Below are 13,480 nucleotides of genomic sequence, written 5' to 3'. Positions count from 1 at the left end.
GGACGGTCCGCATATCCGTCAGCCACATGGATGGGTGCCCCAATGACCGTGACCGAGGACACCACCTCACTCGCCCCCATGACCCAGCCGCCCCCGCGACCCGACCCCCGGTCGCGGGTGGCGCTGCTGGACCTGGTGAAGCAGACCGTGCGGGAGGGCCCCGGGCCGCGCGCCACCGAGGCGCAGTGGGCCAAGGGCAAGCTGACCGTCCACGAACGCCTCGAACTCCTCTTCGACAAGGAGAGCTTCCAGGAGATCGAGCCGCTGCGCCGGCACCGCGCCACCGGGTTCGGACTGGAGAACAAGCGGCCGTACACCGACGGCGTGATCACCGGCTGGGGCACGGTCGAGGGCCGTACGGTCTTCGTCTACGCCCATGACTTCCGGATCTTCGGCGGCTCCCTCGGCGAGGCGCACGCCGCGAAGATCCACAAGGTGATGGACCTGGCGCTGGCGGCGGGCGCGCCGCTGGTCGCCCTCAGCGACGGCGCCGGCGCGCGCATCCAGGAGGGCGTCACCGCGCTCGCCGGGTACGGGGGCATCTTCCGCCGCAACGTGGCCGCCTCCGGGGTCATCCCGCAGATCAGCGTCATGCTCGGCCCGTGCGCGGGCGGCGCCGCCTACAGCCCCGCCCTCACCGACTACGTCTTCATGGTGCGCGGCACCTCGCAGATGTACATCACCGGCCCCGACGTCGTCCAGGCCGTCACCGGCGAGAAGATCACCCACGACGGGCTCGGCGGCGCCGACGTGCACGCCACCGTGTCCGGCGCCGCGCACTTCGCCTACGAGGACGAGGCCGAGTGCCTCGCCGAGGTGCGCTACCTGCTGTCGATGCTGCCGCAGAACAACCGCGAACTGCCGCCCGCCGTACGGCCCGAGGACTCCCCGCAGCGGCGCTGCGAGGCCCTGCTCGACCTGGTGCCGGGCGACCCCGGCCAGTCCTACGACATGCGGCCCGTCATCGAGGAGATCGTCGACGACGGCGAGATCTTCGAAGTGCACGCGGGCTGGGCCACCAACATCATCTGCGCGCTGGCCCGCCTCGACGGCCAGGTCGTCGGCATCGTCGCCAACCAGCCGGCCTCGTTCGCGGGCGTCCTCGACATCCACGCCAGCGAGAAGGCGGCGCGGTTCGTGCAGTCCTGCGACGCGTTCAGCATCCCGCTGGTCACGCTCGTCGACGTCCCCGGCTTCCTGCCCGGCCGCGAACAGGAGCACGGCGGCATCATCCGCCACGGCGCGAAACTGCTGTACGCCTACTGCAACGCGACCGTGCCCCGCATCTCCCTCATCCTCCGCAAGGCGTACGGCGGCGCGTACATCGTCATGGACAGCCAGTCCATCGGCGCCGACCTGACGTTCGCCTGGCCGACCAACGAGATAGCGGTGATGGGCGCCGAGGGTGCGGCGAACGTCGTCTTCCGCCGCGAGATCGCCGCCGCCGACGACCCCGAGGAGGCGCGCGCGGAACGCATCCGGCAGTACCAGGAGGAGCTGATGCACCCCTACTACGCCGCCGAGCGCGGCCTCCTCGACGACGTCATCGACCCCGCCGAGACCCGCTCCGTCCTCATCCGCTCCCTGGACATGCTCCGCGCCAAACAGGCCGCGATGCCCTCCCGCAAGCACGGGAACCAGCCGGTATGAGCCCCGCCGACGGCACAGCCATCCAGGTTCTCCGCGGCAACCCCGACCCCGAACAGCTCGCCGCGGTCACGGTCGTCCTCCTCGCCATCCTCAGAGGCACGGAACCCCCCGAGCCCCCCACCCCACCCCCCGCGGCCTGGACCCCAACCCCCCACCGCCTCCCAGGAGCCTGGGCCACCCCCTGACCCCCCTCCCCAAAAGCGCCGCTACCCCCAAAGGCAGCGGCGCTTCCGAACGCCCACCCTCAAGCAGTCCCCGGCCCACGCCTCCCTCCGGAGCCAGCCGCAGTCCGGCGCCTTCCCCATCCGCCGACCCCGCGAAGCCGGCCCCACCCACCGTGAACTCGCCGACCCCGCCAAGCCGGCCCCGTCCCACCGTGAACTCGCCGACCCCGACATCCCGCCCACCGAGCCACCCGCCACCCGGCACATCACGCCACCAGTGGCCTGCCGCCAGCCGGCATACCGCCTGACCGGGTCGCCATCTGCCGGCCCACCCCTCGTCCCACCGGGCCGACCGCCCTCTGCCGCCCCGACCGGCCTGCCGCCAGCCGGCATACCGCCTGACCGGGTCGCCATCTGCCGGCCCACCCCTCGTCCCACCGGGCCGACCGCCCTCTGCCGCCCCGACCGGCCTGCCGCCAGCCGGCATACCGCCTTACCGAGTCGCCATCTGCCGGCCCACCCCTCGCCCCACCGAGCCGCCGGCGGTCTCCCGCCCCGAAGCGCTCGCCCACCGAGCCGCCCGCCCCGAGCCTCCCGCCGCGACCTGCCCCGGCCCACCCCCTCTCGCCCCCCGAGCCAGCCGCAGCCCCGGCGCCTTCCCCACTCACCGAGCCGGCCCCCGGCCGTTCACCTCTCGACTTACCGAGTCGGGTGGTGGGTGGGCGGAGGCCGGGGGTCCAGGGGGGGCGGAGCCCCCTGGGGGACGGCGCGTCGCACGCCGACGAGCGCCGTGACCCGGGGCGACCAGGTCACGGCGCTAGTCAGCACGCGCGCACATCTCACTGCATGGCGGTCTGGCGAGCTCGCTGCGCGGCGATCGCCGGATACCGCATCGTGAACAGCACCGGCACCACGAACGTGACCACCTTGATCACGATGGCCGCGGTCGTGGCATGCGGATCAGCCTTGATCAGCAGCGCCAGCGCACCCGCGGCGACGATGAAGGACACCCCCCACACCGAGGTGATCGTCGCGTTGGTGCGGAAGAACGCCTTCGTCTTCCACACATGCTCCGGCGCGATCTTGCGCGCCAGCCCCAGCGTGAACGGCCGCCCGATGAGCAGCGAACCGAACGCCGTGACCGCGAGCCACGCGTCGACCAGGGCAGGGCCGTAGGGGATGAGGCCGGAGTCGGGCTGCTTGTACGAGAGCCAGGTGATGCCGGCGAAGAACACCAGCGCACTCACCTCGATCACCATCTCGTCCAAGTGCTTGCCCGACCGCCGCCCCTGGAAGATCACGAACGCGGCGATCCCCAGTCCCCACTCCGCGCCGCTGCGCCACTCGTCGCTCGTGGCGATCGCGGCATAGGCGATCCAAGGTAGGAAGCTGATGAGGTAGCGGGTCATGGAAAGCTCCTTTCTACCCGCCATTCAGCCAGCCCCACCTTGCAGCGCGCTAAAGCGGAATTCATCGTCGCAGAACGGACTACTTTAGCCGTCCCCAAGCATTCCGGCGCACGCTTCTCCGACAACAATTACCGGACCCAGGCCCGTTCCGGCTGGAGGAACGGCTGCAGGAACGGCTGGAGGAAACGTGTCCCGTCGACTGTTCACCTCGGAGTCGGTGACCGAGGGCCATCCCGACAAAATCGCCGACCAAATCAGCGACACCATTCTCGACGCCCTGATCGGCCAGGACCCGGCGGCCCGTGTCGCGGTGGAAACCCTGATCACCACCGGCCAGGTGCATATCGCGGGCGAAGTCACCACCACCGCCTACGCAGATATCCCCACCCTGGTCCGCGAGACGATTCTCGGCATCGGCTACGACTCCTCCGCGAAGGGGTTCGACGGCGCCTCCTGCGGCGTCTCCGTCTCCATCGGCGCCCAGTCGCCCGACATCGCCCAGGGCGTCGACACCGCCTACGAGACCCGGGTGGAGGGCGACGCCTCAGGAGCGGAATCAGACGAGCTGGACCGGCAGGGCGCCGGCGACCAGGGCCTGATGTTCGGCTACGCCTGCGACGAGACGCCCGAGCTGATGCCGCTGCCGATCGCCCTCGCGCACAGGCTGGCCCGCCGCCTCGCCGAGGTTCGCAAGACGGGCCCGCTGCCGTATCTGCGCCCGGACGGCAAGACGCAGGTCACCATCGAGTACGACGGCGACCGCCCGGTCCGCCTGGACACCGTTGTCGTCTCCTCCCAGCACGCCCCCGACATCAGCCTGGAGTCGCTGCTCGTGCCCGACCTGCGCGAGCACGTCATCGAGCCCGCGCTGGCCGGCCTCGACCTGGACACCACCGGGCACCGGCTGCTGGTGAACCCCACCGGCCGGTTCGAGATCGGCGGTCCGATGGGCGACGCCGGCCTGACCGGCCGCAAGATCATCGTCGACACCTACGGCGGCATGGCCCGGCACGGCGGGGGTGCCTTCTCCGGCAAGGACCCCTCCAAGGTGGACCGCAGTGCCGCGTACGCGATGCGCTGGGTCGCCAAGAACGTCGTAGCCGCCGGACTCGCCCGCCGCTGCGAGGCCCAGGTCGCCTACGCCATCGGCAAGGCCGCCCCGGTCGGCCTGTTCATCGAGACGTTCGGCACCGAGACCGTGCCCGTGGACCGGATCCAGCAGGCCGTCACCGACGTCTTCGACCTGCGCCCGGCCGCGATCGTCCGCGACCTGGACCTGCTGCGGGCCCGCTACCGGCAGACCGCCGCGTACGGCCACTTCGGGCGCGAGGGCGCCGACTTCACGTGGGAGGCCACCGACCGGGCGGACAAGCTCCGCCAGGCCGCGACGGGTTGAGCGGGGCCGGGCCATGCGGATAGCCGTCACCGGTTCCATCGCCACCGACCATCTGATGACGTTCCCCGGACGCTTCACCGACCATCTGGTGCCCGGTGAACTGTCCCACGTCTCTCTGTCCTTCCTCGCCGACTCCCTGGAGGTCCGGCGCGGCGGCGCCGCCGCCAACATCTCCTACGGCCTCGGCCAGTTGGGTCTGTCCCCGGTGCTGGTCGGCGCCGTCGGACCGGACTTCGCCGACTACCAGGTGCACCTGAAGGAGCACGGCGTCGACACCGACTCCGTGCACGTCTCCGCCACCGAGCAGACCGCCCGCTTCGTGTGCACCACCGACCAGGAGCAGAACCAGATCGCCACCTTCTACGCCGGCGCCATGGCCGAGGCCCGCACCCTGAGCCTCGCCCCCGTCGCCGACCGCACCGGCGGCCTGGACCTCGTCCTGATCTCCCCGGACGACCCCGAGGCGATGGTCCGGCACACCGAGGAGTGCCGGGCGCTCGGCGTCCCGTTCGCCGCCGACCCCTCCCAGCAGCTCGCGCGGCTCACCCCGGAGCAGGTGCGCGGCCTCGTCGACGGCGCCGACCGCCTGTTCACCAACGCCTACGAGGCCGCCCTCGTCCGGGAACGCACCGGCTGGACCACCCGGCAGATCCTCGACCGGGTCGGCTCCTGGGTCACCACCCTCGGCGCCGACGGCGTCCGCATCGAACGGGCCGGCCAGGGCGCCGTCACCGTCCCGGCCGCCCCCGTCCGCCGCGCCGTAGACCCCACCGGCGTCGGCGACGCCTTCCGCGCCGGATTCCTCGCCGCGCTCGCCGCCGGCCTGCCCGAACCGGCCGCGGCCCGCCTCGGCTGCGTCCTCGCCGCCCTCGTCCTCGAAGCCCCCGGCCCCCAGGAGTACACCCTGGACCGGGAGACGGTGACGGCCCGGCTCACCGAGGGCTACGGCCACGAGGCCGCCACCGCACTCGCACCCTTCCTGGAGGCCGCCCTGTGAGCAGCCAACGAGCGGCCACCGCACAGCAGTTGAGGCACGCCCTGGCCACCCGCGTCGTCGTCGCCGACGGCGCCATGGGCACCATGCTCCAGGACCGCGACCCCACCCTCGACGACTTCCAGGGGCACGAGGGCTGCAACGAGATCCTCAACGTCTCCCGCCCCGACCTCGTGGCCGACGTCCACGACGCCTACTTCGCCGCGGGCGTCGACTGCGTGGAGACCAACACCTTCGGCGCCAACCTCGCCAACCTCGGCGAGTACGGCATCGCCTCCCGCATCCGCGAACTCGCCGAGGCCGGTGCCCGCATCGCCCGCGAGGTCGCCGACGGCCACAGCACCGCCGACCGGCCCCGCTGGGTCCTGGGCTCTGTCGGCCCGGGTACCAAACTGCCCACGCTCGGGCACGCCCCGTACGCTGATCTGCGCGACGCCTACCAGGAGCAGACCGAGGGCCTCGTCGCGGGCGGCGTGCACGCCGTGCTCGTGGAGACCACGCAGGATCTGCTGCAGACCAAGGCCGCCCTGATCGGCGCCCGCCGCGCCCTGCGCAAAGCCGGCGCCGACCTGCCCCTGTTCGCGCAGATCACCGTCGAGACCACCGGCACCATGCTGCTCGGCACCGAGACCGGCGCGGCCCTCACCGCGCTCGAACCCCTCGGCATCGACCTGATCGGCCTCAACTGTGCCACCGGCCCGGCCGAGATGAACGAGCACCTGCGCCACCTGTCCCGGCACGCCCGCACCGGCCTGTCCGCGATGCCCAACGCCGGCCTGCCCGTCCTCACCTCCGACGGCGCCCACTACCCGCTCGGCCCCGCCGAACTGGCCGCCGCACATCGCCAGTTCGTCATCGAGCACGGGCTGAGCCTGGTCGGCGGCTGCTGCGGCACCACCCCCGAGCATCTGCGGCAGGTCGCCGACGCCGTACGCGACCTCGAACCCGCCCGCCGCGACCCGCGCCCCGAACCGGCCGCCGCCTCCCTCTACACCTCCGTGCCGTTCCGGCAGGACACCTCCTATCTGGCCATCGGCGAGCGCACCAACGCCAACGGCTCCAAGAAGTTCCGCGAGGCCCTCGTCCGCGAGGACTGGGAGACCTGCGTCGAGATCGCCCGCGACCAGATCCGCGACGGCGCCCACCTGCTCGACCTGTGCGTCGACTACGTGGGCCGCGACGGCGTCGCCGACATGAGGGAACTCGCCGGCCGCCTCGCCACCGCCTCCACCCTGCCCGTCGTCCTCGACTCCACCGAGCCCCCCGTCCTCCAGGCCGGCCTCGAACGGCTCGGCGGCCGCGGGGTCGTCAACTCCGTCAACTACGAGGACGGCGACGGCCCCACCTCCCGGTTCGCCCGGATCATGCCGCTCGTCACCGAGCACGGCGCCGCCGTCATCGCGCTCACCATCGACGAGGAGGGCCAGGCCCGCACCGCCGAGTGGAAACTGCGCGTCGCCGAACGCCTCATCGCCGACCTCACCGGCAACTGGGGCATGTCGGAGGGCGACATCCTCGTCGACTGCCTCACCTTCCCCATCGCCACCGGCCAGGAGGAGACCCGCCGCGACGGCGTCGAGACCATCGAGGCCATCCGCGAACTCAAACGCCGCCACCCCGCCGTGCAGACCACGCTCGGCCTGTCCAACATCAGCTTCGGCCTCAACCCGGCCGCCCGCACCGTCCTCAACTCCGTGTTCCTGCACGAGTGCGTCGCCGCCGGACTGGACTCGGCCATCGTGCACGCCTCCAAGATCCTGCCCATCTCCCGCATCCCGCAGGAGCAGCTGGAGTGCGCGCTCGACCTGGTCCACGACCGGCGCCGCGAGGGCTACGACCCCCTCCAGCGCTACCTGGAACTCTTCGACGGCGTCGACACCCGCTCGGTGAAGGCCTCCCGCGCCGCCGAGCTCGCCGCACTGCCCGTGCCCGAACGGCTGCGCCGCCGCATCGTCGACGGCGAACGCCAGGGCCTGACCGCCGACCTCGACGAGGCCCTGACCGAGCACTCCGCCCTGGAGATCGTCAACGACATCCTCCTCGACGGCATGAAGACCGTCGGCGAACTCTTCGGCTCCGGCCAGATGCAGCTGCCGTTCGTCCTGCAGTCCGCCGAGGTGATGAAGGCCGCCGTCGGCCACCTCGAACCCCACATGGAACGCGCCGACGCCTCCGGCAAGGGCACCCTCGTCCTCGCCACCGTCAAGGGCGACGTCCACGACATCGGCAAGAACCTCGTCGACATCATCCTCACCAACAACGGCTACAACGTCGTCAACCTCGGCATCAAACAGCCGGTCTCCGCGATCCTCGAAGCCGCCCAGCAGCACGGCGCCGACGCCATCGGCATGTCCGGCCTGCTGGTGAAGTCCACCCTGGTGATGAAGGAGAACCTTCAGGAACTCAACACCCGCGGCCTCGCCGAGACCTACCCCGTCATCCTCGGCGGCGCCGCGCTCACCCGGGCGTACGTCGAACAGGACCTGCACGAGCTGTACGACGGCGAGGTCCGCTACGCCCGCGACGCCTTCGAGGGCCTGCGCCTCATGGACACCCTCACCGCCCTCAAACGCGGCGAACCGGGAGCCGCACTGCCCGAGTTGAAGCGCCGCAGGGTCCGTACGACGGCCGCCGCACGCCCCGCCGAACGGCCGGCGGAGCTGCCGGCCCGCTCCGACGTGGCCACCGGCAACCCCGTCCCCGAACCCCCGTTCTGGGGCACCCGCGTCACCAAGGGCATCCCGCTCGCCGACTACGCCTCCTGGCTGGACGAACGCGCCACCTTCATGGGCCAGTGGGGCCTGAAGTCCGCGCGCGGCGGCGACGGACCCGGCTACGAGGAACTCGTGGAGAGCGAGGGCCGGCCCCGGCTGCGCGCCTGGCTGGACCGGCTGCACACCGAGAACCTCCTCGAAGCGGCCGTCGTCCACGGCTACTTCCGCTGCGTCTCCAAGGGCGACGACCTGATCGTCCTCGACGAGAACGGCGCCGAACGCACCCGCTTCACCTTCCCGCGCCAGCACCGCGACCGCCACCTGTGCCTCGCCGACTTCTTCCGCCCGGAGGAGTCCGGCGAGACCGACGTGATCGCCTTCACCACGGTCACCATGGGCAACAGGGTCTCGGCCGCCGCGAACGAGCTGTTCGCCGCCGACGCCTACCGCGACTACCTGGAACTCCACGGCCTGTCCGTGCAGTTGACGGAGGCACTCGCCGAGTTCTGGCACGCCCGCGTCCGCACCGAACTCGGCATCGCCGGCCACGACCCGGCCGACCTCGCCGGGATGCTCCGCACCGACTACCAGGGCTGCCGCTACTCCCTCGGCTACCCGGCCTGCCCCGACCTGGAGGACCGCGCCAAGATCGCCGGACTGCTGCGCCCCGAACGGATCGGCGTCACCCTCTCCGAGGAGTTCCAGCTCCACCCGGAGCAGTCCACCGACGCCCTGATCCTGCACCACCCCGAGGCCGTCTACTTCAAGACGACCGGCGGCCCGGCCGGGGAGGCGACCGCATGACCACCTCCACGGGAACGGCCCCCGCGACCTCCGCCACGGCCTCCCTGCGCGACCTGCTCGCCGCGGGCGTGACGACGTACTCCTTCGAGTTCTTCCCGCCGAAGACGGCCGCCGGGGAACGCACCCTGTGGGACGCCGTCCGCCGCATCGAGGCCGTCCAGCCGACCTTCGTGTCCGTGACGTACGGCGCGGGCGGCACCTCCCGGGACCGCACCGTCGCCGTCACCCGGCGCATCGCAGCTGAGACGACCCTGCGCCCCGTCGCCCACCTCACCGCCGTCGGCCACTCCGTCGCCGAACTGCGGCACATCATCGGCCAGTACGCCGACGCCGGCATCCGTGACGTCCTCGCCCTGCGCGGCGACCCGCCCGGGGACCCGCGCGGCCCCTGGACGGCGCACCCGGACGGCCTGCGCCACGCCGACCAGCTCGTCGAACTCGTCCGCGCGGCGGGGGACTTCAGCATCGGCGTGGCCGCGTTCCCCGAACGCCACCCGCGCTCCCCGGACTGGGAGAGCGACATCCGGCACTTCGTCGCCAAGTGCCGGGCCGGCGCCGACTACGCCATCACCCAGATGTTCTTCGACGCCGAGGACTACCTGCGGCTGCGCGACCGCGTCGCCGCCGCCGGCTGCGACACCCCGATCATCCCGGAGATCATGCCGGCCACCGACGTACGCCAGATCGCCCGGTTCGCCGAACTCAGCGACGCCCGCTTCCCGGCCGGCCTCGCCGCCCGCCTGGAAGCCGCACGCGACGACCGCGAGACCGCCCACCGCATCGGCGTCGAACACGCCACGGCGCTCGCCGCCCGGCTGCTCGCCGAGGGCGCGCCGGGCCTGCACTACATCACCCTCAATCGCTCCACAGCGACCCTCGACATCCACCGCAATCTCACCGAGAGGCCCGCGCATGCCCGCCACGACCGATGACTTCAAGGTCGCCGACCTGACCCTGGCCGAGTTCGGCCGCAAGGAGATCACCCTCGCCGAACACGAGATGCCGGGCCTGATGGCGATCCGGAAGGAGTACGCGGCGGCGCAGCCCCTGGCCGGCGCCCGCATCACCGGCTCCCTGCACATGACCGTGCAGACCGCCGTGCTCATCGAGACCCTGGTCGCGCTGGGCGCCGAGGTCCGCTGGGCCTCCTGCAACATCTACTCCACGCAGGACCACGCGGCCGCCGCGATCGCCGCCGGCCCGAACGGCACCCCGGACAACCCGCAGGGCATCCCGGTCTTCGCCTGGAAGGGCGAAACCCTGGAGGAGTACTGGTGGTGCACGGAGCAGGCGCTGACCTGGCCCGACAGCGCCACCGGCGGCCCGAACATGATCCTGGACGACGGCGGTGACGCCACCCTCCTCGTCCACCAGGGCGTCGAGTACGCCAAGACGGGCGAGCTGCCCGCCCCCGACAACGACGAACTCGCCGTCATCCGCGCCCTCCTGGAGCGCGGCACCCTCGACTGGACGGCCGTCGCCTCCGAGATCCGTGGGGTGACGGAGGAGACGACGACGGGTGTGCACCGCCTGTACGAGATGCAGCGTGACGGCGTCCTGCTGTTCCCGGCGATCAATGTCAACGACTCGGTGACGAAGTCGAAGTTCGACAACAAGTACGGCTGCCGGCACTCCCTGGTGGACGGCATCAACCGTGCGACGGACGTCCTGATCGGCGGGAAGACGGCCGTGGTGTGCGGGTACGGCGATGTCGGCAAGGGCTGTGCGGAGTCGCTGCGGGGTCAGGGCGCCCGGGTGATCATCACGGAGATCGATCCGATCTGCGCGCTGCAGGCGGCGATGGACGGCTACCAGGTGACGACGCTGGACGAGGTCGTGGAGACGGCCGACATCTTCGTGACCACGACGGGCAACAAGGACATTATCCTGGCGTCGGACATGGCGCGGATGAAGCACCAGGCGATCGTGGGCAACATCGGTCACTTCGACAACGAGATCGACATGGCCGGCCTGGCGAAGATCGACGGGATCGTGAAGGACGAGGTCAAGCCGCAGGTCCACACGTGGACGTTCCCGGACGGCAAGGTGCTCATCGTGCTGTCGGAGGGGCGTCTGCTGAACCTGGGCAACGCGACCGGTCATCCGTCGTTCGTGATGTCGAACTCGTTCGCGGACCAGACGCTGGCGCAGATCGAGCTGTTCACCAAGCCCGACGAGTACCCGATCGGTGTGTACGTGCTGCCCAAGCACCTGGACGAGAAGGTCGCCCGGCTCCACCTGGACGCGCTCGGCGTCAAGCTGACCCGGCTCCGCCCTGAGCAGGCGTCCTACATCGGCGTCGACGCCGACGGCCCCTACAAACCGGACCACTACCGCTACTGATCACATCACGCCGTTCACATCACCGCGAGGAGTCAGACATGAGCCCCGACCACCAGGAAGAAGCCCAATTCCCCGTGCTGCACCTGGCCGGGGTGGACGAAGACCCGGCCGAGTCCCACATCGTCCGGGGAATCGACTGAGGCGGCCCCCGTGACGTAGCACCGCGACCATACGGCTACTCTCCGTGTCCAACGGCCGTGTGGTCGCACCGTCCGAGCTCCGGGGGTGGGATGGTGGGGAGTGGGCAGTAGTCGGTTCCATGACCACGGACGGGACGGAGGGCCGGCGATGGAGGACTGGTGCGCTTTCGCGCGACAGATGGCGGACATGGCGCGCGAGCTGCTGGCACAGGACTCGCTGACCGCCACGCTGGACCGGATCACCGGCTGCGCCACCGAACTCGTCGAGGGCTGCGACGCGGCCGGCATCCTCCTGCTGCACTCCAAGGGCGCCCAGACCCTCGCCCCCACGGACCAGCTCGTCATCGACAGCGACAACCTCCAGGAACGCCTGCACGAGGGCCCCTGCTACGACGTCGCGCAGACCAAGAACGACGAGCGGGTGTTCCGCATCCACGACTTCAACGAGCCCAGCGAGAAGTGGCCCACCTACGTCCCCGAGGCCCGCAAGCTGGGCGTCGGCAGCATGATGGGCTTCCTGCTCTTCACCGAGGAGGAGGAACTCGGGGCGCTCAACGTCTACTCCCGCGAACCGGGCGCCTTCACCGACGCCAGCGAGACGGCCGGCTGGCTGCTGGCCTCGCACGCCGCCGTCGCCTTCTCCAGCGCCCGCACGCACGCCCAGCTGGAGCAGGCCGTCGCCACCCGGCACGCCATCGGCGAGGCCATGGGCATCCTGATGGGCAGCCACCGCATCACCGAGGAACAGGCCTTCAACGTGCTGCGCCGCTACTCGCAGGAGAACAACACCAAGCTGCGCGAGGTGGCCCGCCGGGTCACCGAGCGGGGCGGCCTGAACTGACCCGCCCCGCCCTAGCCCCCGGTCAGTCCCCGCCCGGAGCGGTACGGCCCTCGAACGCCGCCAGGATGCGTTCCGCGGCCAGCGTCGCCGTCAACGAGCCCTCCCGGACCCGCTGTTCCAGCACCGGCGCCGCCTCCCGCACCGCCGGGTCGGCGTGCAGCCGGCCCAGCAGCTCGTCGCGGACCATCGCCCACGTCCAGTCCACCTGCTGCTCGCGCCGCTTGGCCCCGAGCCGGCCGGTGGAGTCCAGCAGCGCCCGGTGCCGCTCCAGCCGCTCCCAGACCGTGTCCAGGCCGGCCGACTCCCGGGCGCTGCAGTGCAGCACCGGCGGAGTCCAGAAGGCGTCCTTGCCGTGCATCAGCCGCAGCGCGCCCGCCAGCTCCCGGGCGGCCGCCCGCGCGTCCCGCTCGTGCGGCCCGTCCGCCTTGTTGACGGCGATGACGTCGGCCAGCTCCAGGACGCCCTTCTTGATGCCCTGCAGCTGGTCACCGGTCCGGGCCAGGGTGAGCAGCAGGAAGGAGTCGACCATGTCGGCGACCGCGGTCTCCGACTGGCCGACGCCGACGGTCTCCACCAGGATCACGTCGTAGCCGGCCGCCTCCATCACGACCATCGACTCCCGGGTGGCCTTCGCGACACCGCCCAGCGTGCCGGCGCTGGGGGAGGGCCGTACGAACGCCGCCGGATCCACGGCCAGGCGCTCCATCCGGGTCTTGTCGCCGAGGATGGAGCCGCCGGTGCGCGTGGAGGACGGGTCCACCGCGAGGACGGCGACCCGGTGGCCCAGCGAGGTCAGCATCGTGCCGAACGCGTCGATGAACGTCGACTTGCCGACGCCCGGCACCCCGCTCACGCCGATCCGCCGCGCCCGGCCGCTGTGCGGCAGCAGCCGCGTCAGCAGCTCCTGCGCCAGCGCCCGGTGCTGCGGCCGGGTGGACTCGACGAGCGTGATGGCGCGGGCCACCAGGGCCCGCTTCCCGTCGAGCACACCCTTCACATACGTGTCGAGATCGATCGCTGCCATG

General features: G+C 71.5%; 9 protein-coding genes. 7 read left to right on the top strand and 2 right to left on the bottom strand.

What is annotated here, in order from left to right; genetic code table 11:
- Positions 1-78 precede the first annotated feature (78 nt).
- A complete protein-coding gene (locus DBP14_RS06355; RefSeq protein WP_129311715.1) occupies positions 79-1,650 on the top strand; it encodes an acyl-CoA carboxylase subunit beta in 1,572 nt (523 codons plus the stop codon).
- A gap of 1,003 nt (positions 1,651-2,653) precedes the next feature.
- On the opposite strand, the gene DBP14_RS06345 is transcribed toward DBP14_RS06355, so the two are convergent.
- A complete protein-coding gene (locus DBP14_RS06345; protein WP_129306055.1) occupies positions 2,654-3,223 on the bottom strand; it encodes a hypothetical protein in 570 nt (189 codons plus the stop codon).
- Between the two features lie 187 nt (positions 3,224-3,410).
- On the opposite strand from DBP14_RS06345, the gene metK reads away from it, so the two are divergent.
- The 6 genes from metK to DBP14_RS06315 all read left to right on the top strand — a co-directional run bounded on the left by metK (position 3,411) and on the right by DBP14_RS06315 (position 12,455).
- On the top strand, positions 3,411-4,619 hold the full coding sequence (gene metK / locus DBP14_RS06340) for a methionine adenosyltransferase (RefSeq protein ID WP_129306054.1): 1,209 nt from the start codon (positions 3,411-3,413) through the stop codon (positions 4,617-4,619).
- A 13-nt stretch (positions 4,620-4,632) separates the two neighbouring features.
- A complete protein-coding gene (locus DBP14_RS06335) occupies positions 4,633-5,616 on the top strand; it encodes a carbohydrate kinase family protein (RefSeq protein ID WP_241740826.1) in 984 nt (327 codons plus the stop codon).
- Positions 5,613-9,131: a methionine synthase gene (gene metH, locus DBP14_RS06330; protein ID WP_241740825.1), complete on the top strand. Its 3,519-nt coding sequence runs from the start codon at positions 5,613-5,615 to the stop codon at positions 9,129-9,131. The genes DBP14_RS06335 and metH overlap by 4 nt, the downstream gene beginning before the upstream one ends.
- The gene (gene metF, locus DBP14_RS06325) at positions 9,128-10,063 is read left to right on the top strand and encodes a methylenetetrahydrofolate reductase [NAD(P)H] (protein ID WP_129306053.1); all 936 of its coding nucleotides are present in this window, start codon (positions 9,128-9,130) and stop codon (positions 10,061-10,063) included. Before metH ends, metF begins: the two co-directional genes overlap by 4 nt.
- Complete coding sequence (gene ahcY, locus DBP14_RS06320) at positions 10,044-11,474, top strand: adenosylhomocysteinase (RefSeq protein ID WP_129306052.1); 1,431 nt, start codon at positions 10,044-10,046, stop codon at positions 11,472-11,474. The genes metF and ahcY overlap by 20 nt, the downstream gene beginning before the upstream one ends.
- 288 nt (positions 11,475-11,762) lie before the next feature.
- The gene (locus tag DBP14_RS06315; protein WP_129306051.1) at positions 11,763-12,455 is read left to right on the top strand and encodes a GAF and ANTAR domain-containing protein; all 693 of its coding nucleotides are present in this window, start codon (positions 11,763-11,765) and stop codon (positions 12,453-12,455) included.
- Positions 12,456-12,477: 22 nt separating this feature from the next.
- On the opposite strand, the gene meaB is transcribed toward DBP14_RS06315, so the two are convergent.
- A complete protein-coding gene (gene meaB / locus DBP14_RS06310; protein WP_129306050.1) occupies positions 12,478-13,479 on the bottom strand; it encodes a methylmalonyl Co-A mutase-associated GTPase MeaB in 1,002 nt (333 codons plus the stop codon).
- Position 13,480: the final 1 nt, after the last annotated feature.

The sequence above is a fragment of the Streptomyces sp. L2 genome, from assembly GCF_004124325.1.
Taxonomy (GTDB): Bacteria; Actinomycetota; Actinomycetes; order Streptomycetales; family Streptomycetaceae; genus Streptomyces.
Note: the sequence above shows the minus strand (reverse complement) of the source record. Positions and strands in the feature narration are given on the sequence as shown.

What these genes read in the sequence shown, in the direction of transcription:
- DBP14_RS06355 (WP_129311715.1), top strand. Translation starts at nt 79, where the DNA reads ATGACCCAGCCGCCCCCGCGACCCGACCCCCGGTCGCGGGTGGCGCTG.
- DBP14_RS06345 (WP_129306055.1), bottom strand. Translation starts at nt 3,223, where the DNA reads ATGACCCGCTACCTCATCAGCTTCCTACCTTGGATCGCCTATGCCGCG.
- DBP14_RS06335 (WP_241740826.1), top strand. Translation starts at nt 4,633, where the DNA reads ATGCGGATAGCCGTCACCGGTTCCATCGCCACCGACCATCTGATGACG.
- metF (WP_129306053.1), top strand. Translation starts at nt 9,128, where the DNA reads ATGACCACCTCCACGGGAACGGCCCCCGCGACCTCCGCCACGGCCTCC.
- ahcY (WP_129306052.1), top strand. Translation starts at nt 10,044, where the DNA reads ATGCCCGCCACGACCGATGACTTCAAGGTCGCCGACCTGACCCTGGCC.
- DBP14_RS06315 (WP_129306051.1), top strand. Translation starts at nt 11,763, where the DNA reads ATGGAGGACTGGTGCGCTTTCGCGCGACAGATGGCGGACATGGCGCGC.
- meaB (WP_129306050.1), bottom strand. Translation starts at nt 13,479, where the DNA reads ATGGCAGCGATCGATCTCGACACGTATGTGAAGGGTGTGCTCGACGGG.